Consider the following 25,345-nt stretch of genomic DNA (forward strand, 5'->3'; position numbering starts at 1 on the left):
AGCTCGTGCGACCGAACGCCACGAGGCTGCGCCCGTACCCTCACCCCCGGCCCCTCTCCCGACGGGAGAGGGGAGTGTCACTCGGAGTCGAGCGTGTGTCGGCGCATCACTTGCGCTGATCGATCGGCACGAACGCCTGATCCTCCGGTCCCACGTAGTTCGCGCTGGGGCGGATGATCTTGCCGTCGATGCGCTGTTCGATGATGTGCGCGCTCCAGCCGGCGGTGCGGGCGATCACGAACAGCGGAGTGAACATTGCCGTCGGCACGCCCATCATGTGGTAGCTGACCGCACTGAACCAGTCCAGGTTGGGGAACATCTTCTTGATGTCCCACATCACCGTCTCCAGGCGCTCGGCGATGTCGTACATCTTGCGGCTGCCCTGCGCCTCGGACAGCTCGCGCGCCACGTCCTTGATGACCTGGTTGCGCGGATCGGACACTGTGTACACCGGGTGGCCGAAACCGATGATCACTTCCTTGCGCTCGACCCGCGCGCGGATGTCGGCCTCGGCCTCGTCCGGGGTGTCGTAGCGCTTCTGCACCTCGAAGGCGACCTCGTTGGCGCCGCCGTGCTTGGGTCCGCGCAGCGCGCCGATGCCGCCGGCGATGGCGCTGTACATGTCGCTGCCGGTGCCGGCGATGACCCGGCAGGCGAAGGTGGAGGCGTTGAATTCGTGCTCGGCGTACAGGATCAGGCTGGTGTGCATCGCCTGCACCCATTCCTCGTGCGGCTTGAAGCCGTGCAGTAGGCGCAGGAAGTGCCCGCCGATCGAATCGTCGTCGGTCTCCACCTCGATGCGCCGGCCGTTGTGGCTGTAGTGGTACCAGTACAGCAGCATCGAACCGAGGCTGGCCATCAGCTTGTCGGCGATGTCGCGCGCGCCGGGATGGTTGTGGTCGTCCTTCTCCGGCTGCACGCAGCCCAGCACCGACACGCCGGTGCGCATCACGTCCATCGGATGCGCCGACGGCGGCAACTGCTCCAGCGCGGCCTTGACCGCGGCCGGGATGCCGCGCAGCGAGCGCAGCTTGGCCTTGTAGCCGCGCAGCTCGCTGTTGCTGGGCAGCTTGCCGTGCACCAGCAGGTAGGCGATCTCCTCGAACTGGCTGCTGCGCGCCAGGTCCAGGATGTCGTAGCCGCGGTAGTGCAGGTCGTTGCCGCTGCGGCCCACCGTGCACAGCGCGGTGTTGCCGGCGGCGGTGCCGGACAGGGCCACCGATTTCTTCGGCTTGAAGGCAGGGGCGGTCTGCGGAGCGGTGTCGTTCATGGCGAATCTCCCGGTGTTGCGGTCGGATGAGTGCAGTGGATCAGGTGGCCTGCGGTTGCGGCGGCGGCGAGACGCCGGCGCGCTCGAGCAGTTGCTGCAGCATGAGGATCTGGCGGTTCTGCAGTTCCACCAGCGTCGCCCAGTCCTGCTCGCGCAGCTGGTTGAGCTTCTCGTGCACCTGCAGGATTTCCAGTTCGGCCTTGATGTTCACTTCGTAATCGTTCTGCGCATGCAGGCGGTCCACCGCCGCCTGGCGGTTCTGGCTCATCATGATCACCGGCGCCTGGATCGCCGCCAGGCACGACAGGCACAGGTTGAGCAGGATGTAGGGATACGGATCGAAGGCGTGCGCCAGCACCAGGCTGTTGAGCACGATCCAGCCCAGCAGCACCACGCAAAAGCCGATGATGAAAGCCCAGCTGCCGCCGATCGCGGCGACGCGGTCGGCCACGCGCTCGCCCAGCGAGCGGTCGCGGTCGGCCTGCTTGACGATGTCGCGGGCCACGTGGCGCTTGGCGATGAAGCGCTCCACCACCTCGCGCTCGGTCTCGGACAGTTTGTCCAGTTCGGTCTGCAGCAGGTGCCGCGCGGTCTGGCGGCGATCGATGCGGCTGCGCAGGAACGACGCCGCGCTGGCTTGGGTATTCATGGGCAGGCCCGGGCAGGAAAATCGCCGCCGATCATGCGCCCTTGCCGGCGAACAGCGCATCCAGGCGCTGCTCGAAGGCGTGGTAGCCGATGCGCTCGTACAGTTCCTCGCGGGTCTGCATGCGCTCCAGCACTCCCTGCTGGTGGCCGTCGCGGCGGATCGCGGTGTACACGTCCTCGGCGGCCTTGTTGGCGGCGCGGAACGCCGACAGCGGGAACAACTGGATCGCCACGCCGGCCGAAGCCAGTTCGTCGCGGGTGAACAGCGGGGTCTTGCCGAACTCGGTGATGTTGGCCAGCACCGGCACCTTCACCGCATCGACGAAACGGCGGTAGGTATCCAGGTCGTAGGCGGCCTCGGCGAAGATGCCGTCGGCGCCGGCCTCCACGCAGGCGATGGCGCGTTCGATCGCCGCGTCCACGCCCTCGGTCTGGATCGCGTCGGTGCGCGCGATCAGGAAGAAATCCGGATCGGTCTTGGCATCGGCCGCGGCCTTGACCCGGTCCACCATCTCGCCCTGGCTGACGATCTCCTTGCCCGGGCGGTGGCCGCAGCGCTTGGCGCCGACCTGGTCCTCGATGTGGCAGGCGGCCGCGCCGGCCTTGATCAGCGACTTGATGGTGCGCTCGATGTTGAACGCACTCGGCCCGAAGCCGGTGTCGATGTCCACCAGCAGCGGCAGCGGGCACACGTCGGTGATGCGGCGCACATCGATCAGCACGTCCTCCAGGGTGTTGATGCCCAGGTCCGGCAAGCCCAGCGAGCCGGCGGCGACGCCGCCGCCGGACAGGTAGATCGCCTTGTAGCCGGCGCGCTGCGCCAGCAGCGCATGGTTGGCGTTGATCGCGCCGATCACCTGCAACGGCGCTTCGGCGGCCAGGGCGGCGCGGAAACCGGCGCCGGGGGAAACGAGGGACATGGCAGCTCCTGACGAAGAGGCGGCAGCGCCCCGCCGGGCGTTCCGCGATGGGCGCCAATCTGGCACTCTCGCCGGCACGGATCAATCTTGATTCAATGAATCAACCTATCGTCCCTTCATGTCCGACAGCCCCGACCGCAACCTGATCTCCGCCGCACAGGCCTGCGCCCTGCTCGGCATCAGCAGCGCCACCCTGTACGCCTACGTCAGCCGCGGCCTGCTCAGTTCGCGCGCCGGTCCCGACCACCGCAGCCGCGCCTACCTGCGCGCCGAAGTGGAGCGGCTGGCGCAGCGCAAGCGCGCCGGCCGCGGCGCCGCGCGTGGCGCCGCGCAGAGCCTGGACCGCGGACTGCCGGTGCTGGAGACGCGGATCTCGCTGATCCGCCCCGACGGCCCCTACTACCGCGGACGCTCGGCGGTGGCCATGGTGCGTGCCGGCGCCAGCCTGGAGGACGTCGCGCGGCTGCTGTGGGACTGCCCGGAGGGCGAAGACCCGTTCGCCAGCGCGCCGGTCGCGCCGTGGCCGGCGGTGCTGGCGCCACTGGCCGGGCATGCCGCGCTGCCGCCGCTGGAACGCGCCATGGCCTGCATCCCGCTGCTGGCCCTGGACTTGCGCCAGTCGCTCAACGCCGCCCCCGGCGTGCGCCGCGAGAGCGCCGCCACCCTGCTGCGGCAGAACGCCGCACTGCTGGTCGGCACCGCAGCGGACGCGCGCCCGCTGCATCGCCTGATCGCCGACCACTGGCGTCCCGGCGACGCCGGCTTCGCCGAGCTAGTGCGCGCCGCCCTGCTGCTGTGCGCCGACCACGAACTCAACGTCTCCGCCTTCGCCGCCCGCGTGGTCGCCTCCACCGGAGCGCCGCTGCACGCCACCGTCAGCGCGGGCCTGGCCGCGCTGTCCGGCCCGCGCCACGGCGGCGCCACCGCGCGCGCCCACGCCCTGCTGCGCGACGCCCAGGACGCGCCCAGCGCCACCGCCCTGATCGCCGAGCGCTGGCAGCGCGGCGACGACCTGCCCGGCTTCCACCACGCCCTGTACCCCGACGGCGACCCGCGCGCGGCCGAAGTGCTGCGCCTGCTGCGCGAACGCAGCGGCGGCAGCACGCGCATGCAGCACGTGGAAGCGGTGATCGCCGCCGCCCAGGACTGCAGCGGCCAGCGCCCGAACATCGACTGCCTGCTCGCCGCACTCTGCTTCGTCCACGACCTGCCCGCCGCGCACGCGCTGGTGCTGTTCGCCGCCGCCCGCCAGGCCGGCTGGCTGGCCCACGCCCTGGAGCAGCAGGCCCTGGGCAAGCTGATCCGCCCCCGCGCCCGCTATGCCGGGGCGATGCCGGAGGATGGCGCCGCGCGCAGCTGACACGTCGGGAGACGCCAACCCATTCAGCGCCCCATCTCGCCAAGGTCACGCCAGCGGTGTACAAATGTACACCATGACCACCCTGTCCCCGCAGCGCGCCGCCATCCTCGCCTACGTCCACGCCTGCGCCGAGCAGGACGGGCGGCCGCCGAGCCTGGCCGAGATCGCCGAACGCTTCGGCTTCGCCTCGCGCAATGCCGCGCGCAAGCACGTGCAGGCGCTGGTCGAGGCCGGACTGCTGGCGCAGGTGCCGCAGCAGGCGCGCAGCCTGCGCCCGGCGCAGGCCGGCACGCGCAGCGAACTGCTGCAGCTGCCGGTGCTGGGCCGGGTCGCCGCCGGTGCGCCGATCGGCGCCGACATCGGCCTGGACCAGCAGCTGCGCCTGGACCGCGCGGTGTTCGCGCTGCGCCCGGACTACCTGCTGCGGGTGCAGGGCGACTCGATGATCGACGACGGCATCCTCGACGGCGACCTGGTCGGGGTGCGCCGCGCCGCCGATGCGCGCAACGGGCAGATCGTGGTGGCGCGGCTGGACGGCGAACTCACCATCAAGCGCTACCGCGCCGATGGCGACGGCATCGCGCTGCTACCGCGCAATCCCGCCTATGCGCCGATCGTGGTCGGTCCCGGGCAGGACTTCGCCATCGAAGGGCATTACTGCGGCCTGATCCGGCCAGGCTGATGGCCGCCGTCGTCGCCCTCGACCGCCTGCTGGCCGAGCGCCGGGTCTGGCGCGGCCAGCCGACGGCGCTGCCGCCCAGCGCGCAGCCCACCGGGCACGCCGCGCTGGACGCGGTGCTGCCCGCGCGCGGCTGGCCGGAGATGGCGCTGACCGAGCTGCTGCACGCCGCCGACGGCATCGGCGAATTGCAACTGCTGTGGCCGACGCTGGCGCGGCTGTCGCAGGGCGGCGGCCGCATCGTGCTGGTCGATCCGCCGTACCTGCCCTACCCCGCCGCCTGGGCCCAGGCCGGGGTGGCGCTAGCGCAGCTGCAGATCGTCCGCGCCGGTGCGGATGCGGCCTGGGCCGCCGAGCAGTGCCTGCGCGCCGGCAGTTGCGCGGCGGTGCTGTGCTGGCCGGGGCTGGCCGCCGACAAGACCCTGCGCCGGCTGCAGGTAGCCGCCGAGACCGGACGCACCCTGGGCTTCGCCTACCGGCCGCTGAAGGCCGCCGCCAATCCGTCGCCGGCCGCGCTGCGCATCGCCATCGATGGCGCGCCGGCGCAACTGCGCGTGCTCAAGTGCCGCGGCGGGCTGCCGCCGGCGCAGCCGATCGCCCTGTCCATCCTGGCGACCGGGTGAGGCCGCCACCATGCGCTGGGCCTGCATCCTGTTGCCGCAACTGGCGCTGGACACCGTCCTGCGTCGCTGGCCGTCGCCGGACGAGCCGCTGGCGCTGCTCGACGGCCCGCCGCAGCGGCGCACGCTGAAGGCGGTCAACGCCGCCGCGCGCGCCCGTGGCCTACGTCCCGGGCAATCGCTGGTCACCGCGCAGGCGCTGTGCGACCGCTTCGCCACCGCCCTGCACGATGCCGAAGAAAGCCGCCGCAGCCAGCAGTTCCTCGCGGCGTGGGCGTACCGCTTCAGTTCGCTGGTCAGCACCGACTACCCCGGCGCGCTGCTGCTGGAGATCGAGGCCAGCCTCGGCCTGTTCGGGCCATGGCCGCGCTTCGAGGCGCGGCTGCGCGAGGAGCTGACCGCGCTGGGCTTCCGCCACCGCATCGTGGTCGCACCGCATCCGCTGGCCGCGCGTGCGCTGGTCAATGCGCACGACGGCATCGCCTTGCTCGACAACGCCGCACTGCAGCGCGCGCTGGGGCAGTTGCCGATCGCCCGCGCCGGACTGCCGCCCGCGCTGGCCGACGGGTTCGCGCGGATGGGCCTGCGCCGCCTGCAGCAGGTGTTCGCGCTGCCGCGCACCGGGCTGGCACGGCGCTATCCGCCGGCCCTGTTGCAGCACCTGGACGCGCTGCGCGGGCAGGCGCCGCTGCCACTGCAGTACTACCTGCCGCCGGACCGCTTCGATGCGCGCGTGGAACTGGGCTATGCCACCGAATCCAACCAGGCGCTGCTGTTCCCGCTGCGCCGCCTGACCCAGGACCTGGCCGCGTTCCTGGCCGGACGCGACGGCGGCGTGCAGCGTTTCCGCCTGCTGCTGGAACACGAGGACCTGGAGCCCAGCGTGGTGCCAGTGGGATTGCTCGCCGCCGAACGCGATGCGGCGATGCTGTTCGAACTGGCGCGCGGGCGCCTGCAGCAGGCCAGCGTGCCGGCGCCGGTGCAAGCCCTGCGCCTGTGCGCCGACGAACTGCCACCGTTCGTGCCGGCCGCGCGCGAACTGTTCGACGAACGCGCGCAGCAGGCGCTGCCGTGGGAGCAACTGCGCGAACGCCTGCGCGCACGCCTGGGCGACGACGCCGTGCATGGCCTGCGCGCGCACGCCGACCATCGCCCGGAACTGGCCTGGCGCGCCGAATCCAGCACGGCGCGCAGCACAGCCACACCCGCCGCCAACGCGCCGCCACGGCCCGGCTGGCTGCTCGCGCGGCCGATCCCACTGCGCGAACGCGCGCCCGAACGCCTGACCGGACCGGAACGCATCGAGAGCGGCTGGTGGGACGACGGCGACGTGCGTCGCGACTACTACGTGGTGCGCACCCGCCAGGGCCAGCGCGCCTGGGCATTCGCCCCGGCCGATGCGCCGGACGCGCTGATGCTGCACGGCTGGTTCGCATGAGCCACACCCCGCCGCATCCGCGCATGCCGCCGCGCCTGCGGCTGCTGCCGACGCCGACCCCTGCTCCGTCCAACGCACCCGCCGCCAACGTGCCGTGCGCGCCAGCAGACCCTACCCTGCCCGACTACGCCGAACTGCATTGCCTGTCCAACTTCAGCTTCCAGCGCGGCGCCTCGCACCCCTGGGAACTGTGCGAACGCGCGCTGCGCCACGGCTACCGTGCGCTGGCGATCACCGACGAATGCAGCCTGGCCGGCATCGTGCGCGCGTGGCAGGCGGCCCGGGACATGGGCCTGCACCTCATCGTCGGCAGCGAGATCCAGTTCGAACACGGGCCCAAGCTGGTGCTGCTGGCCGAGACCCTGCATGGTTACCAGCGCCTGTGCCGGCTGATCACCCTGGCCCGGCGTCGCGCCGACAAGGGCAACTACCGCGCGCTGCGCGAGGATCTCGCAAGCGCGGACGACGGCGCCGACCTGCTGTGCCTATGGCTGCCGCGCGGCGACGGCGACGATGCAGCGGACGGTGCCTGGCTGCAAGCACGTTTCCCGCAGCGGCTATGGCTGGCGGTGGAACTGCTGCGCGGCCCCGACGACGCCGCGCTGTTGCAGGCACGCCTGCAGTTGGCGCATGCGCTGCAGCTACCGGCCGTGGCCAGCGGCGACGTGCACATGCATGCACGCGGCCGCCGCGCGCTGCAGGACACCTTGACTGCGATCCGCCAGCGCCTGCCGCTGCACGAAGCCGGTGCCCACCTGTATCCCAATGGCGAACGCCACCTACGCCCGCGCGCCACGCTGGCGACGCTGTATCCGCCGGAACTGCTGGCCGAAACGGTACGCATCGCGCAGCGCTGCACGTTCAACCTCAGGCACCTGCAGTACGAATACCCCCACGAACTGGTACCGCCCGGGCACACGCCCACGCAATGGCTACGCATCCTCACCGAACGCGGCGCGGCCGAGCGCTGGCCGCAGGGCGTGCCGGATAAGGCGCGGCGCCTGATCGAACACGAACTCGGCGTGATCGAGCGGCTGAAGTACGAGTCCTACTTCCTCACCGTCTACGACCTGGTGCGCTTCGCACGCTCGAAGGACATCCTGTGCCAGGGCCGCGGCTCGGCGGCGAACTCGGCGGTGTGCTACGCACTGGGCATCACCGCGATCGATCCGGACCGCATCGGCATGCTGTTCGAGCGCTTCATTTCCGAAGAGCGCAAGGAACGGCCGGACATCGACATCGATTTCGAGCACGACCGCCGCGAGGAAGTGATCCAGTACATCTTCAGCCACTACGGCCGCGAGCGCGCCGCACTGGCCGCGGTGGCGATCAGCTACCACACGCGCAGCGCGGTGCGCGATGTGGCGCGCGCACTGGGCCTGCCCAGCGACACCGTCGACGCGCTGTCCTCCGCACTGGGCCAGCGCGATCCGGTGGAGTCGGCGCAGGAGCTGCTGCGCGAACGCGGCTTCGATCCGGACACGCCGGTGATGCGCCGGCTGCTGGTGCTCGCCAGCCAACTGATCGGCTTCCCGCGGCACCTGTCGCAGCATCCCGGCGGCTTCGTCATCTCCGAGCATGCGCTGCACACGCTGGTGCCGGTGGAGAACGCGACCATGGTCAATCGCACGGTGATCCAGTGGGACAAGGACGACCTGGAACTGGTCGGGCTGATGAAGGTCGATGTGCTCGCGTTGGGCATGCTCAGCGCACTGCGGCGCACCCTGGACCTGCTGACCACGCACCGCGGCCACGATTACACACTCGCCACCATCCCCGCCGAAGACCCGCAGACCTACGAGATGATCCGGCGCGCCGACACCATCGGCGTGTTCCAGATCGAATCGCGCGCGCAGATGGCGATGCTGCCGCGGCTGCAGCCGAAAGAGTTCTACGACCTGGTCATCCAGGTGGCGATCGTGCGCCCCGGCCCGATCCAGGGCGGCATGGTGCACCCATACCTGCGCCGGCGCAGCGGCGAGGAAGAGCCCGATGCCTTGCCCGAGGAACTGCGTGAGGTATTCAAGCGCACCCTTGGCGTTCCCTTGTTCCAGGAACAGGTCATGCAACTGGCGGTCAACGCTGCCGGCTATACACCTGGCGAAGCCGATCAGCTGCGACGCTCGATGGCGGCCTGGAAACGCCACGGCGGGCTGGAACCACATCGCGACAAGTTGCTGCAGGGCATGCTGGAGAGGAACTACACCGCCGAATTCGCCGAACGTATCTTCGAGCAGATCAAGGGCTTCGGCAGCTACGGCTTTCCCGAAAGCCACGCCGCCAGTTTCGCCCTGCTCACCTACGCCAGTTGCTGGCTCAAGTGCCACGAACCGGCGGCGTTCACCTGCGCGCTGATCAACAGTTGGCCGATGGGGTTCTACAGCCCCGATCAGTTGCTGCAGGACGCGCGCCGCCACGGCCTGCAGGTGCGGCCGGTGGACGTGCGCTACAGCGACTGGGATTGCAGCCTAGAAGCGTACAGCCGCGATCCGCAGGTGCAGCCGGCGATCCGCCTGGGCCTGCGCCTGGTCCGCGGCCTGGCCGAGGACGCCGCACTGCGCCTGCAGCAGGCGCGCGCGCAGGCGCCGTTCCACGACATCGCCGACCTGTGCCACCGCGCCGCGCTCGACGACAAGGCCCGCGCTGCGCTCGCCGACGCCGGCGCGTTGAAAGCGCTGGCCGGCCATCGCCACCGCGCCCGCTGGGCCGTGGCCGGCGTCGAGGCGCAGCGCCCGCTGTTCGAAGCGCTCGCAGCGACGCCCGAACAGCAGGTGGCGCTGCCGCTGCCCAGCCAGGGCGACGACATCCGTGCCGACTACGCGACGATCGGTACCACCCTGGGCAAGCATCCGCTGACCCTGCTGCGCGCGCAGCTCCGCGCGCGCCGCTACCGCCATTCCGGCGAACTGCGCGCGCTGCCACATGCCAGCGCCGTCGCCATGGCCGGCCTGGTCACCATGCGCCAGCGCCCGCAGACCGCCAGCGGCGTCACCTTCGTCACCCTCGAGGACGAGCACGGCCTGGTCAACGTGGTGGTGTGGCGACGCCTGGCCGAGCGCCAGCGCCAGGCCCTGCTCGAATCGCGGCTGCTGCTGGTGCGCGGTCGCATGGAAACCGCCGATGGCGTGCGCCACCTGATCGCCGGCCATCTCGAGGACCTGACGCCCATGCTGCTCGGCCTGGACATCCGCAGCCGGGATTTTCATTGAGGTCGCGGCCAAGGCGGCGTGCCGGATCGAGGCGACGCCTGTGCACGCGCAGCCACGCGCTGCCGCGCGATCGGACCATCTGCAAGCTCAGGACGGCTTACCCAATGCCGCCAGCAGCGTCTGCACGCCTTTCCAGCCCCAATACACGCGGTGGCAGGCGATCAATCCGGCAGCGTCCAGGTCCATCACTTCCACCAGATCGACCTGATCGCCCTGCGGCGTGTCGCGCGGATACTCCCAGACCAATTGCCGCCCCGCGACATGACAGCGGCCGCTGCGATACCAGCGCCCCAGGCCGTTCTCCGGCTGCGCGAAGGACCCGGCGAAGAACGCCGCGATGGCGTCGCGGCCCTGCAGCCGCCCGTGCTGTCGCGTCGCCGAGGCCACATAGGCCAACGGCGATTCCAACTGCGCATCCGGCGCATACAGCGCCATCAACGCCGGCAGATCGCGTGCGACCACATGCCGATGCCAGCGTTCGAACACCACGTGGGCATCGCGCTCGGCGGGGTTCGGCGGCGTTTCGTTCGTCTGCATCGACAGGCTCCGGTGGGAATCCGCGCAGTCTAGGAATCCGCCAGGGACATCGTTTCGATACGCAGCGAAACGTCGCGGCAGGGGCGGTCCTATGATGGCCACGTCCATCGGGAGCGCGGCGATGCATCTGGAACACCCCAAGCTGGCGGCGACCGCCTTTCTGATCGCCGATCCGGCCCGCGCCGCCATGCTGATGGCGCTGCTCGATGGACGCGCACTGCCGGCCGGCGAACTGGCCTTCGCCGGCGGCGTCACCCCACAGACCGCGAGCGCGCACCTGGCAAAGCTGCTGGAGGGCGGCCTGCTCGCGGTCGAGATCCAGGGCCGCCACCGCTACTACCGGCTGGCCAGCGCGCATGTCGCCACCGTGCTCGAAACCCTGGCCACCCTCGCGCCGCCGCAGGCGTCGCGCTGCCGCCGCCCGCACCGCGACGCCCAGACGCTGCGCTTGGCGCGCTGCTGCTACGACCACCTCGCCGGGCGCCTCGGCGTAGCCGTCACCGAGGCACTGGAACAGCGCGCCTGGCTGATCGCCCACGACGACACCACCCGCTACGCCGTCTCCCCCGAAGGCGCGGCGTGGTTCACGCGCATGGGCGTGGACCTGCCGCACCTCGCCCAGGGCCGCCGCGCCCTGGCCCGGCGCTGCCTGGACTGGACCGAACGTCGCCACCACCTCGCCGGCGCGTTGGGCGCCGCCCTGCTCGACCAGTTATCCGCCCGACACTGGCTGCGCCGCATCGACGGCTCGCGCGCATGCGTCGTGACCGATCTCGGCTGGGCCGGCCTGCTTGCCGAACTGGGTGTTCGCCGGTGCGAAGACGAGGCGGTGGCACTGCACTCCTGAAGAAGACAAGCAGCGTGCGGTGTGTAATGAGTGGCAGGGCCTCACCCGCCGCCTGGCGCATCTGAGCCAGGAGGCCGCACCGACCTACTAGGTGTCCGCCGCCTCGTCCAACGCATACCGCTTTTGGCAATACTCGCAGAAGAACGCACGCCGCTGCGCCTTGCCGAGTTGCTTGCGATAAGTGAGCAGATGGCCGTCGCGCGGGCAGACCGTCTTGGTGTGCACCTGATAGTGCTTCTTCAGTTCGTAGGCTTTCTTCCAGCGGTAGAAATCGAAGCTGTACTCGCGCGCCTGCGTCACCAGCTCGCCCAGCTTGCGCGGTGGCAACGCACCGATCTCGCTCTCCGGATGCACACGGATCCGGTGCAGCACCTCGTTCTTGATGATGTTGCCGACCCCGGCGAACACGTCCTGATCGAGCAAGGCATCGGCGGCGAGCGTCCGCGGCCGCAGCCGCAACTTGCGCCGCGCTTGCGCCGCATCCCAATCGGGATTCATCACGTCCGCCGTCCAGTCGTAGGCCGCATCCAGCGGACCGTCGATGAACTTGATCGAACACGCGTAGAAGTTCAGCTCCTCGCCCTTGGCGAAGCCCAGACTCAAGCGCGCCGGCGCGTCCTTGCGCGCATTGATCCGGTAGCTGCCGAACAACAGGAAATGGATGCGCACACTGAACGCATCGAACTCGATCAGGAAGTGCTTGCCCCAGCTGCGCAGCGACAGGATCTTGCGCCCGCGCATCCGCTCCAGGTCCAGCTTGCTGTTGCCGGAGACTCGCAACACCTTGCGACCCGCAAACGCGGCGGCTTCTTCCTTGAGGATGACGATCGAAGGACCTTCGGGCATGGCCCCAGTATCGAGCGATGCCGTGAGCGGATCGTGAGCCGATCGCATCCTGGTGCGTCATCGCTCGCTGACTCTACCCAGAATCCAGGCCTCCGGCCAGGGCCCGTTGACAGGGAAACGAGCAAGCGTACAATTTATTGTACAACTCGGAGCCATTATGGACACCATCACCTACAGCGCCGCACGTGCCGCTCTTGCGGACACCATGGACCGCGTGGTCAACAACCACGAGCCGGTGATCATCACGCGCAGCCGCGAGCAAGCCGTGGTCATGCTGTCGCTGGAGGACTACAAGGCGATGGAGGAAACCGCCTATCTGCTGCGCAGTCCGAAGAACGCGCAGCGCCTGCTGGAATCCATCGCCCAACTCGAATCCGGTCGCGGCAAGGCACGGGAACTGAGCGAGTGACGCTGCAGTTCTCAGACAACGCTTGGGAGGATTATCTCTACTGGCAACAGGCCGACAAAAAGATGCTCAAGCGCATCAACGACCTGATCAAGGCCATTCAACGCGATCCCTTCCAGGGCATCGGCAAACCCGAACCGCTACGCCATGCACTTGCAGGCTACTGGTCGCGACGCATCAACGACGAACACCGGATCGTCTATAAGGTCGAGCATGGCGTCCTGCTGATTGCACAGGTCCGATATCACTACGTGTAACTTCAATGCCTGTGTGAGGCACGCAATTCCTGATAGAACTCCATCTCGCAACTACGAAAAAAGCCGGCACTAGGCCGGCTTTTTCGTTAACGCTCAAATTCGTGGTGGGCGGTGCAGGGTTCGAACCTGCGACCCTTGCCGTGTGAAGGCAATGCTCTACCGCTGAGCTAACCGCCCGTGTCGCGAGCCGCACATTATAGGGCTGTGGCGCGCGGCGTCAATGGGTCCTGTCGAGGTCGGTGGCGCGACGTCGCCGCGCAGCCGCTACATGGTCTGGGTGGGCTTGTCGGCGTTGAGGATGCCGGCCAGCTGGGTCTCGATCTTGGTGCGGATGGTCTCGCCTTCGCTGTTGTCGGGCAGCTGCACGCCGATGCCGGCGGCGCGGTTGCCCTGGGCGCCGACCGGGGTCACCCAGATCACCTTGCCGGCCACCGGCAGGCGCTCGCTGGAATCGGGCAGGGTCAGCAGCAGGAACACTTCGTCGCCGAGGAAGTAGCGCTTGGGGGTGGGCACGAAGATGCCGCCGTTCTTCACGAACGGCATGTAGGCGTTGTACAGCGCCGCCTTGTCCTTCACCGCCAGCGACAGGATGCCCTGGCGTCCGCTCATCGCGCTCATCGTTGTGCCCCTCTCCGGGCCGGGCGATCGCCATCGCGCCAGGCCAGCAACAGTTCCGCGATCGCCAGGTCGGCGCGCACGGTGGTGCGCAGCAGATCGCGGGTGCGATTGGCTGCGTCGAACCACGCGGCCAGCTTGTGCAATCGCGCCGGGTCGGTCAAGCCGGCCTGCGAGGCCTGCGCCAGCGCCAGGTCGGCGGCATGGCCCAGGCGCTGCTCGGCGAGGTCGTCGCCGCTCCAGCGCTGCGCGGCCTCCAGCGTGCCGAGCTTGCCGGCGGCGACCTGCTCCAGGTCGGCGGCCACCTGCCGGCGCAGCTTCAATCCGTCCTCGCGCAGCCACTGCGCGGCCAGGCCGGGATGGCCGCGCGCGGCGTCCAGCGCTTCGCGCGCGGTCTTCTCCGGGAAGTCCTGGGCCAGCAGCCAGGCGAGCGCTTCCTCGGCCGGCGGCAGCTTGAACTCCAGGCGCTGGCAACGGCTGCGGATGGTCGCCGGCAGGCGCGCCGGCTGCGCGCTGATCAGCCACAGGTAGCGGCCGGGCTGCGGCTCTTCCAAGGTCTTCAGCAGCGCGTTGCAGGCGGCGCGGTTGATCGCGTCGGCCGGGTCCACTACCACCACCTGGGCCACGCCGTACTGCGGGGTCAGCGCCAGCTTCTGCGAGATCTCGCGCACCTGCTCGATGACGATCTCGGTGCGCAGCTTGTCGCCGGTGCGGTTGGGAATGAACGAGATCAGCTGCAGGTCGGGATGGGTGCCGGCGGCGATCAGCTGCGCGCTGCGCAGGGCCGCGGCCGGCTCACCCTGGCCCAGCACGTGCGCGGCCAGCTTCAGCGCCACCGCACGCTTGCCCAGGCCTTCCGGCCCGCAGATCAGCAGGCCGTGGCCGAGGCGGCCGGCGTCGAGCGCGGCCACGGTCTGGTCGTAGGCGCGCTGCTGCCACGGCGCGAACGGCACATCGCTCATGGCGTCGGCTCCTGTTGCTGCTGCACCCACGCCGCCAGCGCGGCGGCCACCGCCTGCGCCACCGCCTGCGGCGGCTGGCTGGCGTCGACGACGCGGAAGCGTTGCGGGTCCTGCGCGGCGCGCTGGCGGAAGCCGGCACGCACGCGCTGGAAGAAATCGTCCTGCTCGCTCTCGATCCGGTCCGGCCACAGGTCGCGGCCGCTGGTGCGGGCGCGGCCGATCTGCACGTCCAGGTCCAGCAGCAGGGTCAGACCGGGCTGCAGGCCGACCACGCGGCGCTCCAGGTCGGCGATCCAGGCGCGGTCCAGGCCGCGGCCTTCGCCTTGGTAGGCATAGCTGGAATCGGTGAAGCGGTCGCTGACCACGTAGGCGCCGCGCTGCAGCGCCGGGCGGATCACCTCGCGCACGTGCTGCGCGCGCGCGGCGAACACCAGCAGCAGTTCGGTCTCGGCAGCCAGCGGCTCGACGACCTCGCCGGGCGTCTTGTCCAGCAGCAGCCCGCGGATGCGTTCGGCCAGCGGCGTGCCGCCCGGTTCGCGGGTCAGCACCACCTCGTGGCCCTGCGCCTGCAGCCAGTCGCGGATCGCGTTGATCGCGGTGGTCTTGCCGGCGCCCTCGCCGCCTTCCAGGCTGACGAAGCGATGATGACGCAGCACGGCCTCGCTCATGGCGACACCGCCGCATCGTTGCGCGCCTGGCGCAGGCGCTGCAGGTAGCGCGCCACCGCCGCGTTGTGCTCGGCGTAGCTGGAGGAAAACGCATGCGCCCCGCTGCCGTCGCCGATGGCCACGAAGTACAGGCTGTCGCCGGGCGCCGGGTTGGTGGCGGCACGCAGCGCCTCGCGCCCGGGCATGGCGATCGGGGTCGGGGTCAGGCCGGTGCGGGTGTAGGTGTTGTACGGCGTATCGGTCTCCAGGTCGCGCTTGCGGATGTTGCCGTCGTAGGCGCTGCCGATGCCGTAGATCACGGTCGGGTCGGTCTGCAGTTTCATGCCCAGTTGCAGGCGGCGCACGAACACGCCGGCGATCTGCGGGCGCTCGGCGGCCAGGCCGGTCTCCTTCTCCACGATCGAGGCCAGGATCAGCGCCTGCTCCGGCGACTGCAGCGGCAGGTCCTTGGCGCGCGCGTCCCAGGCGTCGGCCAGGGCCTTGTCCATCGCCGCATGCGCGCGGCGCAGCAGCTGCAGGTCGGTGTCGCCGCGCTGGTAGAGATAGGTCTCGGGCAGGAAGCGGCCTTCCGGGTGCTGGCCGGGCTGGCCGAGCTTGGCCATCAGTTCGCTGTCGCTGAGGTCGGCGGTGGTGTGCACCAGCGGCGTGGCCGCGTTCAAGGCGCTGCGCAGTTGGCGCACGTTCCAGCCTTCGACGATGGTGAAGCGGTACTGGATCACCTGGCCCTTGCGCATGCGCAGCAGCAGCTCGCGCGGGCTCAGCGCCGGCTGCAGCGCGTACTCGCCGAACTTGAGCTTGCCGGCCACGCCCAGTTCGCGCGCCAGCACCTGCCATTGCAGGTCGCTGCCCTGGGTCACGCCCGCGGCACGCAGCTTGCGCAGCACGCCGTTGAGCGAGGCGCCGCGCGCCACTTCCACGCTGGGCTGGGTCGCCCGCAGCGGCTGCTCGGCGAAGGCGCGATAACTGTGCCACCACCAGGCGCCGGCCGCGGCCAACAGCAGTGTCAGCACCAGCAATGTTCCCAGCAGGGTCAGACACCCGCGTTTAGCCCAAGCCACGGCCACCTCGAAACGACGTCAATGGCGTGCAGGATACCGCGCGGCCGGCGCCGCCCGGTATCGCGTCGCCCCGCTCACGGCTCCAGCGCGCGCAGCAGGCCGCGCGCCTTGGCCCGGGTCTCGTCGAGTTCGCGCGCCGGGTCCGAATCGAACACGATGCCGGCGCCGGTGCGGAAATGCACGTGCGCGCCGTCCACCTCGGCGGTACGAATCAGGATGTTCAGGTCCATGTCGCCGTCGCGGTTGAGCCAGCCGAACGCGCCGGTGTAGGCGCCACGCGGGGTCTGCTCCAGCTCGGCGATGATCTGCATGCAGCGCACCTTGGGGCAGCCGGTGATGGTGCCGCCGGGGAAGGTGGCGCGGATCGTCTCGCCGGGCGTGGTGCCCGCGCGCAGCCGGCCGCGCACGTTGCTGACGATGTGGTGCACGTGGGCGTAGCTCTCCACGGTCATCAGTTCGTCAACCTCGACGCTGCCCGGCGTGCAGATCCGCCCCAGGTCGTTGCGCTCCAGGTCGATCAGCATCACGTGCTCGGCGCGCTCCTTGGGATGCCCGACCAGTTCGCGGATGCGCGCTGCCTCGTCATCGCCCGGCGCGCGTGAGCGGGTGCCGGCGATCGGCCGGGTCTCGACCACGTCGCCGCGTACCGACACCAGCCGTTCCGGCGAGGAACTGACCACGGCACGGCCGTGGCCGACGAACAGGCCGGCGAACGGCGCCGGGTTGGCGCGGCGCAGCTGCGCGTACAGCGTGTCCGGCGCCAGCGGCGCGGCGAAGCGCGCCGACCAACGCCGCGACAGGTTGACCTGGAACACGTCGCCGGCGCGCAGGTAGTCGAGGATGCGGCGCACGCCGTCGACGAAGCGCTGCGGCGGGTCTTCTTCGATGGCCAGCGGCGCCTGCCAGGCCGGCGCCGGCGCCGCCGCGGGCAGCGCCTGCAGATCGGCGAGCACGGCCTCCAGCAGCGCCGCATGCGCGGGCTCAGCCAGCGCCACGCAGTCGCCGCTTACATGGTCGCGCAGCAGTGCGGCAGGACAGCGCAAGGCCAGCGCCGCAGGCGTGGTCGCAGCGGAGGGCGGCAGTTGCAACACCGGCTCCACCTGCGCGGCCAGTTCGTAATCCAGCAGCAGCGCCCAGCCGCCGCGGAACGGCCAGCGCGGTTCGTCGCGTTCGCAGCGTTCGGCCTGCCAGCGCGCGTCCAGCGCATCGAGGAAATCGCCGTCGACCGCCGCGCCCTCCAGCTCGCGAGTGACCCCATCGGGATCCAGCCGCAGGCCCTGCCCGTCGGCGACCAGCAACAGATCCCAGCGCCCCTGCGCCGTGCCCGACGCCGCCGATTCCAGCAACACCGGATACCGCTGCGGCGCCAGGCGATGCAGCGCCAGCAGATCGACCTCGGCCGGCAAGGGAACGGTACGCAGCATCGAAGATCCGCTGGAAGAATGAAAACGTGAGGCGGCAGAAGCGCCGCCAGGCGATGCGGCGCCGGAGAATCGCAGCGCAGACACGCCGCGCATCCGTGTCAGGGAGAAAAGCGCGACATCAATCAGGCGCCGGCGTTACCCAATCCCGAATCCCGACTCCCGACTCCCAAGGGGGCTACGCCCCCTCAGACCCGCTTGAACACCAACGTCCCGTTGGTCCCGCCGAAGCCGAACCCATTGGACATCGCCACGTCGATCTTCTTCTCGCGCGCCACGTTCGGCACGTAGTCCAGATCGCAGCCTTCGCCCGGCTCGTGCAGGTTGATGGTCGGCGGAATGATGCCGGCATGGATCGCCATCACCGAGAAGATCGCTTCGGCACCGCCGGCAGCGCCGAGCAGGTGGCCGGTCATCGACTTGGTCGAGCTGACCATGGTCTTGTAGGCGTGATCGCCGAGCGCGCGCTTCATCGCCAGGGTCTCGGCCAGGTCGCCCAGCGGCGTGGAGGTGCCGTGCGCGTTGAGGTAGTCGACCTGGTCCGGGTTGAGCTTGGCGTCCTTCATCGCCGCCACCATGCTGCGCGCGGCGCCTTCGCCGTCCTCGCTCGGGGCGGTCATGTGGAAGGCGTCGGAGCTGGCGCCGAAACCGACCAGCTCGGCGTAGATGCGCGCGCCGCGCGCCTTGGCGTGTTCGTACTCTTCCAGCACCAGCACGCCGGCGCCGTCGCCGAGCACGAAACCGTCGCGCTCCTTGTCCCACGGGCGCGAGGCGGCGGCGGGATCGTCGTTGCGGGTGGACATCGCCTTCATCGAGCAGAAGCCGCCCACCGAAGTCGGCGAGGAGCCGCGCTCGGCGCCGCCGGCCAGCATCACGTCGGCGTCGCCGTGCTGGATCATGCGCATCGCGGTGCCGATGGAATGGTTGGAGGTGGCGCAGGCCGAGACCGCGGAGAAGGTCGGCCCCTTCAGCCCTTTGATCAGGCTCACCTGACCCGGCAGCATGTTGATGATGGTGCTGGGCACGTAGAACGGCGAGATCTTGCGTGCGCCGCCCTCGTGGAATTTGACGGTCTGCTCCTCGATGCCGAGCAGCCCACCGATGCCGGAGCCGAGGATCGCGCCGATGCGTTCGGCATTGGCCTCGGTGATCTCCAGGCCGGAATCGTCCAGCGCCATGAACGAGGCGCCGACGCCGTAATGGATGAACGAATCCATCTTGCGCGCGTCCTTGGACGAGATGAATTTGGTCGGATCGAAATCCTTGATCTCGCCGGCGATCTTGGTGGTGAACTGAGACGCATCGATCTGGGTGATCGGGCCGATGCCGGAGCGTCCGTTGACGATCCCTTCCCAACTGCTGGCCAGGTCATTGCCCAACGGCGACACCAGGCCCATGCCGGTTACGACGACACGACGGCTCATTGCGAAATCTCCTCACCGCGATGCGCGCGGCCTTGACGCTGTAAAAACACAGGGCCGCATGCGCGGCCCCATGGGATTGTCACGCGCATCGGGCCCACGCAGGCGCCGATGGCGATCGAGGACGCAGCATCAGCTCTTGACGTGCGCCTTGACGTAGTCGATGGCCTGCTGCACCGAGGTGATCTTCTCGGCTTCTTCGTCCGGAATTTCGCACTCGAACTCTTCTTCCAGGGCCATCACCAGCTCGACGGTGTCCAGCGAGTCGGCACCCAGGTCATCGACGAACGATGCGTTGTTGGTGACTTCTTCTTCCTTGACGCCGAGCTGTTCGACGACGATTTTCTTGACGCGTTCTTCGATGGTGCTCATTGGGATATCGCTCCAGATGGAGTAGTGGTGGTTCGAGTTGAGGATCCCGCACATGGATGCGCGGTACTCCTGAGGGACTCACAAAACGCCATCGGGCTGCGATGGCCGCGTTGGATAGTGTAGTGGAAACCGACTGGCCCTTGCAGCGCTGCACAAATGCCGGCCGATCAGCCACTTAGGCGCGTCCGCTGCGCCGCAGGCTCACGGCATGTACATCCCGCCGTTCACGTGCAGGGTTTCGCCGGTGATGTAGCCGGCGCCGGGGCCGGCCAGGAACGCCACCGCATGGGCGATGTCCGACGGCTGGCCGAACTGCCCGAGTGCGATCTGCTGCATCAGCGCGGCGCGCTGCGCCTCCGGCAAGGCCTTGGTCATGTCGGTATCGATGAAGCCCGGCGCCACCACGTTGACGGTGATGCCGCGCGAACCGATCTCCTTGGCCATCGACTTGGAGAAGGCGATGATGCCGGCCTTGGCCGCGGCGTAGTTGGTCTGGCCCGGGTTGCCGGTCACGCCGACCACCGAGGCGATGTTGACGATGCGGCCCTTGCGCGCCTTCATCATGCCGCGCAGCACCGCCTTGGAGGTGCGGAACACGCTGGTCAGGTTGGTGTCGATGATCGCCTGCCAGTCGTCGTCCTTCATCCGCATCAACAGGTTGTCGCGGGTGATGCCGGCGTTGTTGACCAGGATCGAGACCGGGCCGAATTCCTTGGCGATCGCCTCGATCAGCGCCTCGACCGCGGCGCCGTCGGTGACGTCCAGCGCACGGCCCTGGCCGCCGTGGCCGGCCAGGCGCGCGCCGATCGCCTGCGCGCCGGCGTCGGAGGTGGCGGTGCCGATGACGGTGGCGCCCTGCGCGGCCAGTTCGTCGGCGATGGCGGCGCCGATCCCGCGGCTGGCGCCGGTGACCAGCGCGATCTCGCCCTGCAATGGCTTGCTCATCTGCGTTTCCTTGGAGACGGACGGCGCGTGGCGCCGGGGAAGGAGAAGGAGGCCGGCGCGGGCGAAACACGCACCACGCGGCGACCGGCGATCAGGAGGCCCAGGCCTCGCGCGCGCCGGCGAACTCGGCGGGCGTGCCCAGGGCGCGGCCGTCGAGCGACTTGTCGATGCGCTTGACCAGCCCGGTCAGCACCTTGCCCGGGCCGCACTCGGCCAGGCGGGTGGCGCCGCCGGCGGCCAGCGCCTGCACGCAGCCGGTCCAGCGCACCGGCAGGTACAACTGCTCGACCAGCGCCTGGCGGATCGCCTCGACGCCCTCGTGCACCTGCGCATCGGCGTTCTGCACCACCGGCAGCTGCGGCGCCTGCCAGGCCAGCCCGCGCATCGCCTCGGCCAGGCGGTTGGCCGCCTCGCGCATCAGCGGGGTGTGCGAGGGCACGCTGACCGCCAGCTTCACCGCCTTGCGCACGCCACGCTCGGCCAGCAACGCCAGCGCGCGGTCGACCGCCGCGGCATCGCCGCCGATCACCACCTGCCCCGGCGAGTTGTAGTTGGCCGGCACCACCACCTGGCTGCCCGCGGCCTGCGCGCAGACCTCTTCGACCAGCGCGTCCTCGGCGCCGAGCACGGCGGCCATCGCGCCCACGCCGGCCGGCGCGGCGTCCTGCATCAGTTGCCCGCGCAGCCGCACCAGGTGCGCGCCGTCGTGCAGCGACAAGGCACCGGCGGCGACCAGCGCGCTGTACTCGCCCAGGCTGTGCCCGGCCAGCTGCGCCGGGCGCGCCCCGCCCTCGGCCAGCCACAGCCGCCACAGCGCCACGCTCGCGGCCAGCAGCGCCGGCTGGGTGTACTCGGTGCGGTTGAGCATCTCTTCCGGGCCGCCCTGGCTCAGCGCCCACAGGTCCACGCCGGCGCCCTCGGAGGCTTCGGCGAAGCTGTCGCGCAGCTGCGGATGCAATTCGGCCAGTTCGGCCAGCATGCCCAGCGATTGCGAACCCTGGCCGGGGAAGACGAAGGCGAGTGTGGAATCGGTCACGCGGTTGGCCCTGCGAAAATCGAGCGGGGATGATACGGGCGAAACCGGCCGGGCGTCTGTACCCGGGCGTATGTGAAGACCTCCCGCGCTGCACGCCAGCGGGCGATCGCCCCGGGAGTCGCCCGCGCGGCGCATGCCCGGCGCGCGCTGTGGACGGCACGGTCGCCCCATGCAGACCGCGTTGCCACCGATGGCCAGCCGCATCGCCCTCGGCCACCCTGCAGCGACCTGCCGCACGTGCTGCGGCCGTTGCCGCAAACTGTCAGGTGCGTGCGCCGCACGTGCCACCACGCCCGCGCACCACGCCATGCCTTGCGCCACGAAGCAGCGCCGCTCGGCACGCTAGAGCAGCCACTGCAGCAGGTCGAGATCGCCGTCGCTGCACCAATCCGCCAGCACTGCCAGGGCCACCCCCACGCGCGCCACGCTGGCGGCATGCAGCACCAGGATCGCGTGCGCCAGCGCGCGTGCCGACCGCCCGCAGCGCGCCGCAGCCCGCGCCAGCCGCTGCAGGCGTGTGGTCACCTGGTGGGTCTGGTCGCGCACCGGCGCACGCGCATCGCACAACGCGGCCCGCATCAGGCCGGCCAGCGCCTGCGGTCGGGTGTCGTAGTACTTGGCCACGCCGTAGCCGAACAGCAACCAATCGCGGGCCTGCGCCTGTTCCAGCGTCATCACTTCCAGCGGGTCTTCCTCGAAATCCAGGAAGCCCACGCAGGCGCCGTCGTAGGTCATGTTGCGCGGCAACGGCTGGCCCAGGTAGGCCCCCCGGCGATGTGCGGCAGCGATCGCCGCCACGGCGGCGGCGACCAAGGCGTCCAGCCGTCGCGGCGCGCACTGCGCCTGGCGCAGGCAGTGCGCCAGCGATTGCCCGTTGTCGCTGATGACCAGCGCGGCATGCCCGCCACCGAGCACGTCCGGCACATGCACCGCCTGCCCGCGCAACTCGGCCAGGCGCCGCGCCTCGACCTGCCGCGCACGCTCGCCACCATGGTGCGGCGGCGGCCGCAAGGGATGCAGATGCAGGCAACGCGCGACCAGGCGCAATGCCGCCAACGCCAGCCGCCGCGACTGCATGCCGTACTGTTTGAGCCAGACGCGCTGGCCGTCGATGAGGATGGGCTCGGCCATCGCATCGCTCCTTGGATCGTGCGACGGCGCACCGTCATCGGTGTGCCGTCGCGTGCGCGGCGCCATCGGCGCCGCGCACAGGGGTCTCTCAGTAGCGCAGCAGCGCCGAGCCCCAGGTGAAGCCGCCGCCGAAGGCTTCCAGCAGCAGCAGTTGGCCGCGCTGCACGCGGCCCGAGCGCACCGCCACGTCCAGCGCCATCGGCACCGAGGCGGAGGAGGTGTTGCCGTGGATGTCCACCGTGACCACCACCTGCTCCATCGGCAGGTCCAGACGCTTGGCGGTGGCTTCGATGATGCGCAGGTTGGCCTGGTGCGGGATCAGCCAGTCCAGGTCGTGCTTGTCCAGGCCGTTGGCCTCGAGGGTCTCGTCGACCACCGCGTCCAGCGCCTTGACCGCGTACTTGAATACTTCGCTGCCCTTCATCTGGATGCCGCCGGCGGCCGGGTCGCCGGTGCCGTCGCCCAGGCCGGTGGCGATGCCGACCGGATTCCACAGCAGTTCCTTCTTGCTGCCGTCGGCATGCAGATGGGTGCTGAGGATGCCGGTGTCGTCATCGGCGCGCAGGACCACCGCGCCGGCGCCGTCGCCGAACAGCACGCAGGTGGTGCGCTCGGTCCAGTCGACGATGCGGCTGAGGGTTTCGGTGCCGATCACCAGCACGGTCTTGGCATCGCCGCTGCGGATGAACTTGTCGGCCACGCTGAGCGCGTAGACGAAGCCGGAGCAGGCCGCGTTGACGTCCAGCGCCGGGCAGCCGACCACGCCGAGGCGGGCCTGGATCAGGCAGGCGGTGGACGGGAAGATCAGATCCGGGGTGGTGGTGCCGACCACGATCATGTCGAGTTCGGCGGCATCGATGCCGGCCGCTTCGATCGCCTTCAGCGCGGCCTCGTAGCCCAGGTCGCCGGCGGTCTGGCCGGCCGCGGCGATGTGCCGCTCGCGGATGCCGGTACGGCTGCGGATCCATTCGTCGCTGGTGTCGACCATCTGCGACAGATCGTCGTTGGTCAACACCTTTTCAGGCAAATAGCTGCCGGTGCCCGCGATCCTGGAATAGATCCGCTTGCTCATGCTGGTTCCTGTTGCCTGTTACGCAGGCCGCCCCGGTGCGGCGCGGCCTGTGAAGATGGGTGACTCCGTCCGCCGCAGCGCGGTGGACGGGCACGGATCAATCTTCTTCGACCTGCGCGGTCTTGGTGGCGATCACCTTCTTGCCACGGTAGTAACCGTCGGCGGTGACGTGGTGGCGCAGGTGGATCTCGCCGCTGGTCGGATCGGTCGACAACTGCTTGGCGCTGAGGGCGTCGTGCGAACGGCGCTGGCCGCGGCGGGACGGGGTGACACGGGATTTCTGCACAGCCATGGGATTGCTCCAAACTCGGTTCGTTTACATCTGTCGTCATTACGTCGCGCAGGACGCGCGCGTCCGGCAACAACCTCAGGCAGCGGCAGGCGGACCGACCGCTACTGTTTCTTCAGCGCCGCCAACGCCGCGAACGGGTTGACCTTGCTCGTTTCTTCCTCGGTCGCCGGCCAGTCGCGATCGACCGCCTCGCTTCCGGGCGCCACCGGCACCAGCGGCACCGCCAGCACCAGCTCGTCCTCGACCAGATCGGCCGGCCGCAGCATGCCGTCTTCCGGCACCAGCAAGGCCTCGTGATCCGGCGGCAGCGCGGCTTCTTCTTCCTCGCTGCGGATCAGCCCCAGCCGCTGTACGCTCGACACCGGCAGCAGGAAGCGCTGCAGGCTGCGCTGGCAGATCAGCGGCAGCTCGGTTTCGATCTTCAGTTCGACATAGGACACTTGCAGTACAGCGTCGCGGCCGAATTCCAGCGTGTAGCGGCATTCGCCTTCGGTGTCGGCCAGGCTGCCTTGCAGACGGGTCATCGCCGAGAGCGGCAGGCGGTCTTCGAAGACCCTGCGCGCTGCGACCATCCGCCAGGCATCCAACAGTTCGGGCACGTTCGCGGACATAAGCCGCAGAATGTTAAGGACTACAGGCGCCCCTGTCAAACCGCCCCAACCCGGTCCCGGGTTGGCTTGCCGGTCCGCGCCGGCCGCCGCAGACTGCCGGCCCCGGCCCGCCGCCGCCTGCCCCACCGCCGATGCCGCTACTGATCCTGGCTTCCACCTCCGCCTACCGCCGCGAACTGCTGCAGCGGCTGCGCCTGCCCTTCGAGTGCGTGCGCCCGCAGGTCGACGAGACCCCGCTGCCCGGCGAAGCGCCGCTGGCGCTGGCGCAGCGGCTGGCGGCAGCCAAGGCCGCGGCGGTCGCGTCCAGCATGCCGGAGGCCTGGGTGATCGGCTCGGACCAGGTGGCCGAACTGGATGGCCGACCGCTGGGCAAGCCCGGCGAGGTGGCCGCGGCGCACGCGCAGCTGGCGGCCATGTCCGGGCGCAGCGTGCGTTTTCACACCGCCGTATGCCTGCAACGCGGCACGCGCACGCTGCAGGCCTGCGACCTCACCGAGGTCCAGTTCCGCGACCTGCAGCCCGACGCCATCGCCCGCTACGTCGCCGCCGAACAGCCGCTGGACTGCGCCGGCAGCTTCAAGTGCGAAGGCCTGGGGATCAGCCTGTTCCGCGCGATCCGCAACCAGGATCCGACCGCGCTGATCGGCCTGCCGCTGATCGCGCTGTCCGAACTGCTGCGCGAGGCCGGCTACGCCCTGCCCTAG

Annotated in this window: 27 protein-coding genes and 1 tRNA gene; 9 read left to right on the forward strand and 19 right to left on the reverse strand. The window is 70.0% G+C overall.

Annotation, left to right across the window (positions count from 1 at the left end; translation table 11 throughout):
* Window positions 1-106: 106 nt before the first annotated feature.
* The 3 genes from prpC to prpB are packed head-to-tail and all read right to left on the reverse strand — an operon-like array spanning window position 107 to window position 2,838.
* Window positions 107-1,270: a 2-methylcitrate synthase gene (prpC, locus tag FHR56_RS10800; RefSeq protein ID WP_019800603.1), complete on the reverse strand. Its 1,164-nt coding sequence runs from the start codon at window positions 1,268-1,270 to the stop codon at window positions 107-109.
* A gap of 40 nt (window positions 1,271-1,310) precedes the next feature.
* A complete protein-coding gene (locus tag FHR56_RS10805) occupies window positions 1,311-1,919 on the reverse strand; it encodes a DUF1003 domain-containing protein (RefSeq protein WP_160946365.1) in 609 nt (202 codons plus the stop codon).
* 31 nt (window positions 1,920-1,950) lie between these two features.
* Complete coding sequence (prpB, locus tag FHR56_RS10810; protein ID WP_019796619.1) at window positions 1,951-2,838, reverse strand: methylisocitrate lyase; 888 nt, start codon at window positions 2,836-2,838, stop codon at window positions 1,951-1,953.
* 118 nt (window positions 2,839-2,956) lie between these two features.
* Between prpB and FHR56_RS10815 the strand changes: the two genes are divergently transcribed.
* The 5 genes from FHR56_RS10815 (at window position 2,957) to FHR56_RS10835 (ending at window position 10,144) form a co-directional block, all read left to right on the forward strand.
* Window positions 2,957-4,198: a citrate synthase family protein gene (locus tag FHR56_RS10815; protein WP_160946366.1), complete on the forward strand. Its 1,242-nt coding sequence runs from the start codon at window positions 2,957-2,959 to the stop codon at window positions 4,196-4,198.
* Window positions 4,199-4,271: 73 nt separating this feature from the next.
* A complete protein-coding gene (lexA, locus tag FHR56_RS10820) occupies window positions 4,272-4,880 on the forward strand; it encodes a transcriptional repressor LexA (RefSeq protein WP_160946367.1) in 609 nt (202 codons plus the stop codon).
* On the forward strand, window positions 4,880-5,500 hold the full coding sequence (imuA, locus tag FHR56_RS10825) for a translesion DNA synthesis-associated protein ImuA (RefSeq protein WP_160946368.1): 621 nt from the start codon (window positions 4,880-4,882) through the stop codon (window positions 5,498-5,500). The genes lexA and imuA overlap by 1 nt, the downstream gene beginning before the upstream one ends.
* 10 nt (window positions 5,501-5,510) lie before the next feature.
* Entirely contained in the window at window positions 5,511-6,935 is a 1,425-nt protein-coding gene (locus FHR56_RS10830) for a DNA polymerase Y family protein (RefSeq protein ID WP_160946369.1), read from the forward strand.
* Complete coding sequence (locus FHR56_RS10835; protein WP_237473096.1) at window positions 6,932-10,144, forward strand: error-prone DNA polymerase; 3,213 nt, start codon at window positions 6,932-6,934, stop codon at window positions 10,142-10,144. The genes FHR56_RS10830 and FHR56_RS10835 overlap by 4 nt, the downstream gene beginning before the upstream one ends.
* Before the next feature lie 87 nt (window positions 10,145-10,231).
* On the opposite strand, the gene FHR56_RS10840 is transcribed toward FHR56_RS10835, so the two are convergent.
* Complete coding sequence (locus FHR56_RS10840) at window positions 10,232-10,681, reverse strand: nuclear transport factor 2 family protein (RefSeq protein WP_160946370.1); 450 nt, start codon at window positions 10,679-10,681, stop codon at window positions 10,232-10,234.
* 121 nt (window positions 10,682-10,802) lie between these two features.
* Between FHR56_RS10840 and FHR56_RS10845 the strand changes: the two genes are divergently transcribed.
* A complete protein-coding gene (locus FHR56_RS10845) occupies window positions 10,803-11,528 on the forward strand; it encodes a helix-turn-helix transcriptional regulator (RefSeq protein WP_160946371.1) in 726 nt (241 codons plus the stop codon).
* 87 nt (window positions 11,529-11,615) lie between these two features.
* Here FHR56_RS10845 and FHR56_RS10850 read toward each other — a convergent pair whose 3' ends face one another.
* Window positions 11,616-12,374 (reverse strand): DNA-formamidopyrimidine glycosylase family protein, encoded by a 759-nt coding sequence (locus tag FHR56_RS10850; protein WP_160946372.1) that lies wholly within the window; start codon window positions 12,372-12,374, stop codon window positions 11,616-11,618.
* A 157-nt stretch (window positions 12,375-12,531) separates the two neighbouring features.
* Between FHR56_RS10850 and FHR56_RS10855 the strand changes: the two genes are divergently transcribed.
* Window positions 12,532-12,783 (forward strand): type II toxin-antitoxin system prevent-host-death family antitoxin, encoded by a 252-nt coding sequence (locus FHR56_RS10855; RefSeq protein ID WP_017907919.1) that lies wholly within the window; start codon window positions 12,532-12,534, stop codon window positions 12,781-12,783.
* Window positions 12,780-13,037 (forward strand): Txe/YoeB family addiction module toxin, encoded by a 258-nt coding sequence (locus FHR56_RS10860; protein WP_017907918.1) that lies wholly within the window; start codon window positions 12,780-12,782, stop codon window positions 13,035-13,037. Before FHR56_RS10855 ends, FHR56_RS10860 begins: the two co-directional genes overlap by 4 nt.
* Before the next feature lie 102 nt (window positions 13,038-13,139).
* Here the strand turns inward: FHR56_RS10860 and FHR56_RS10865 are convergent.
* The 14 genes from FHR56_RS10865 to FHR56_RS10930 form a co-directional block, all read right to left on the reverse strand.
* A tRNA-Val gene (locus FHR56_RS10865) sits at window positions 13,140-13,214 on the reverse strand.
* 87 nt (window positions 13,215-13,301) lie between these two features.
* Window positions 13,302-13,655 carry a PilZ domain-containing protein gene (locus tag FHR56_RS10870; protein ID WP_010342469.1) on the reverse strand — a complete coding sequence of 118 codons (354 nt, stop codon included), beginning with the start codon at window positions 13,653-13,655 and terminating at the stop codon, window positions 13,302-13,304.
* On the reverse strand, window positions 13,652-14,614 hold the full coding sequence (locus FHR56_RS10875) for a DNA polymerase III subunit delta' (RefSeq protein WP_160946373.1): 963 nt from the start codon (window positions 14,612-14,614) through the stop codon (window positions 13,652-13,654). The genes FHR56_RS10870 and FHR56_RS10875 overlap by 4 nt, the downstream gene beginning before the upstream one ends.
* The gene (tmk, locus tag FHR56_RS10880; RefSeq protein ID WP_160946374.1) at window positions 14,611-15,282 is read right to left on the reverse strand and encodes a dTMP kinase; all 672 of its coding nucleotides are present in this window, start codon (window positions 15,280-15,282) and stop codon (window positions 14,611-14,613) included. The genes FHR56_RS10875 and tmk overlap by 4 nt, the downstream gene beginning before the upstream one ends.
* Window positions 15,279-16,346: an endolytic transglycosylase MltG gene (gene mltG / locus FHR56_RS10885; protein ID WP_184502491.1), complete on the reverse strand. Its 1,068-nt coding sequence runs from the start codon at window positions 16,344-16,346 to the stop codon at window positions 15,279-15,281. The genes tmk and mltG overlap by 4 nt, the downstream gene beginning before the upstream one ends.
* 68 nt (window positions 16,347-16,414) lie before the next feature.
* A complete protein-coding gene (locus FHR56_RS10890; protein WP_160946376.1) occupies window positions 16,415-17,764 on the reverse strand; it encodes an aminodeoxychorismate synthase component I in 1,350 nt (449 codons plus the stop codon).
* A 185-nt stretch (window positions 17,765-17,949) separates the two neighbouring features.
* Entirely contained in the window at window positions 17,950-19,185 is a 1,236-nt protein-coding gene (fabF, locus tag FHR56_RS10895; protein ID WP_160946377.1) for a beta-ketoacyl-ACP synthase II, read from the reverse strand.
* 129 nt (window positions 19,186-19,314) lie between these two features.
* Window positions 19,315-19,554 carry an acyl carrier protein gene (acpP, locus tag FHR56_RS10900; RefSeq protein WP_010342475.1) on the reverse strand — a complete coding sequence of 80 codons (240 nt, stop codon included), beginning with the start codon at window positions 19,552-19,554 and terminating at the stop codon, window positions 19,315-19,317.
* 201 nt (window positions 19,555-19,755) lie between these two features.
* The gene (fabG, locus tag FHR56_RS10905) at window positions 19,756-20,499 is read right to left on the reverse strand and encodes a 3-oxoacyl-ACP reductase FabG (protein WP_160946378.1); all 744 of its coding nucleotides are present in this window, start codon (window positions 20,497-20,499) and stop codon (window positions 19,756-19,758) included.
* Window positions 20,500-20,590: 91 nt separating this feature from the next.
* A complete protein-coding gene (gene fabD, locus FHR56_RS10910) occupies window positions 20,591-21,535 on the reverse strand; it encodes an ACP S-malonyltransferase (RefSeq protein WP_043092930.1) in 945 nt (314 codons plus the stop codon).
* A 342-nt stretch (window positions 21,536-21,877) separates the two neighbouring features.
* On the reverse strand, window positions 21,878-22,666 hold the full coding sequence (locus tag FHR56_RS10915) for a serine/threonine protein phosphatase (RefSeq protein WP_160946379.1): 789 nt from the start codon (window positions 22,664-22,666) through the stop codon (window positions 21,878-21,880).
* Window positions 22,667-22,754: 88 nt separating this feature from the next.
* The gene (locus FHR56_RS10920; protein WP_160946380.1) at window positions 22,755-23,738 is read right to left on the reverse strand and encodes a beta-ketoacyl-ACP synthase III; all 984 of its coding nucleotides are present in this window, start codon (window positions 23,736-23,738) and stop codon (window positions 22,755-22,757) included.
* A 97-nt stretch (window positions 23,739-23,835) separates the two neighbouring features.
* Entirely contained in the window at window positions 23,836-24,030 is a 195-nt protein-coding gene (rpmF, locus tag FHR56_RS10925) for a 50S ribosomal protein L32 (protein ID WP_010342479.1), read from the reverse strand.
* A 101-nt stretch (window positions 24,031-24,131) separates the two neighbouring features.
* Window positions 24,132-24,641 (reverse strand): YceD family protein, encoded by a 510-nt coding sequence (locus FHR56_RS10930; RefSeq protein WP_010342480.1) that lies wholly within the window; start codon window positions 24,639-24,641, stop codon window positions 24,132-24,134.
* Window positions 24,642-24,772: 131 nt separating this feature from the next.
* On the opposite strand from FHR56_RS10930, the gene FHR56_RS10935 reads away from it, so the two are divergent.
* The gene (locus FHR56_RS10935; RefSeq protein WP_160946381.1) at window positions 24,773-25,345 is read left to right on the forward strand and encodes a Maf family nucleotide pyrophosphatase; all 573 of its coding nucleotides are present in this window, start codon (window positions 24,773-24,775) and stop codon (window positions 25,343-25,345) included.

The sequence above is a fragment of the Xanthomonas sp. F10 genome, assembly GCF_014206815.1.
In the GTDB taxonomy this organism is placed as follows: domain Bacteria; phylum Pseudomonadota; class Gammaproteobacteria; order Xanthomonadales; family Xanthomonadaceae; genus Xanthomonas_A; species Xanthomonas_A indica.

Bases quoted from the DNA above. Each gene is read 5' to 3' on its own strand.
- prpC (WP_019800603.1), bottom strand. From the start codon at position 1,270: ATGAACGACACCGCTCCGCAGACCGCCCCTGCCTTCAAGCCGAAGAAA.
- FHR56_RS10805 (WP_160946365.1), bottom strand. From the start codon at position 1,919: ATGAATACCCAAGCCAGCGCGGCGTCGTTCCTGCGCAGCCGCATCGAT.
- prpB (WP_019796619.1), bottom strand. From the start codon at position 2,838: ATGTCCCTCGTTTCCCCCGGCGCCGGTTTCCGCGCCGCCCTGGCCGCC.
- FHR56_RS10815 (WP_160946366.1), top strand. From the start codon at position 2,957: ATGTCCGACAGCCCCGACCGCAACCTGATCTCCGCCGCACAGGCCTGC.
- lexA (WP_160946367.1), top strand. From the start codon at position 4,272: ATGACCACCCTGTCCCCGCAGCGCGCCGCCATCCTCGCCTACGTCCAC.
- imuA (WP_160946368.1), top strand. From the start codon at position 4,880: ATGGCCGCCGTCGTCGCCCTCGACCGCCTGCTGGCCGAGCGCCGGGTC.
- FHR56_RS10830 (WP_160946369.1), top strand. From the start codon at position 5,511: ATGCGCTGGGCCTGCATCCTGTTGCCGCAACTGGCGCTGGACACCGTC.
- FHR56_RS10835 (WP_237473096.1), top strand. From the start codon at position 6,932: ATGAGCCACACCCCGCCGCATCCGCGCATGCCGCCGCGCCTGCGGCTG.
- FHR56_RS10840 (WP_160946370.1), bottom strand. From the start codon at position 10,681: ATGCAGACGAACGAAACGCCGCCGAACCCCGCCGAGCGCGATGCCCAC.
- FHR56_RS10845 (WP_160946371.1), top strand. From the start codon at position 10,803: ATGCATCTGGAACACCCCAAGCTGGCGGCGACCGCCTTTCTGATCGCC.
- FHR56_RS10850 (WP_160946372.1), bottom strand. From the start codon at position 12,374: ATGCCCGAAGGTCCTTCGATCGTCATCCTCAAGGAAGAAGCCGCCGCG.
- FHR56_RS10855 (WP_017907919.1), top strand. From the start codon at position 12,532: ATGGACACCATCACCTACAGCGCCGCACGTGCCGCTCTTGCGGACACC.
- FHR56_RS10870 (WP_010342469.1), bottom strand. From the start codon at position 13,655: ATGAGCGCGATGAGCGGACGCCAGGGCATCCTGTCGCTGGCGGTGAAG.
- FHR56_RS10875 (WP_160946373.1), bottom strand. From the start codon at position 14,614: ATGAGCGATGTGCCGTTCGCGCCGTGGCAGCAGCGCGCCTACGACCAG.
- tmk (WP_160946374.1), bottom strand. From the start codon at position 15,282: ATGAGCGAGGCCGTGCTGCGTCATCATCGCTTCGTCAGCCTGGAAGGC.
- FHR56_RS10890 (WP_160946376.1), bottom strand. From the start codon at position 17,764: ATGCTGCGTACCGTTCCCTTGCCGGCCGAGGTCGATCTGCTGGCGCTG.
- fabF (WP_160946377.1), bottom strand. From the start codon at position 19,185: ATGAGCCGTCGTGTCGTCGTAACCGGCATGGGCCTGGTGTCGCCGTTG.
- acpP (WP_010342475.1), bottom strand. From the start codon at position 19,554: ATGAGCACCATCGAAGAACGCGTCAAGAAAATCGTCGTCGAACAGCTC.
- fabG (WP_160946378.1), bottom strand. From the start codon at position 20,499: ATGAGCAAGCCATTGCAGGGCGAGATCGCGCTGGTCACCGGCGCCAGC.
- FHR56_RS10915 (WP_160946379.1), bottom strand. From the start codon at position 22,666: ATGGCCGAGCCCATCCTCATCGACGGCCAGCGCGTCTGGCTCAAACAG.
- FHR56_RS10920 (WP_160946380.1), bottom strand. From the start codon at position 23,738: ATGAGCAAGCGGATCTATTCCAGGATCGCGGGCACCGGCAGCTATTTG.
- rpmF (WP_010342479.1), bottom strand. From the start codon at position 24,030: ATGGCTGTGCAGAAATCCCGTGTCACCCCGTCCCGCCGCGGCCAGCGC.
- FHR56_RS10930 (WP_010342480.1), bottom strand. From the start codon at position 24,641: ATGTCCGCGAACGTGCCCGAACTGTTGGATGCCTGGCGGATGGTCGCA.
- FHR56_RS10935 (WP_160946381.1), top strand. From the start codon at position 24,773: ATGCCGCTACTGATCCTGGCTTCCACCTCCGCCTACCGCCGCGAACTG.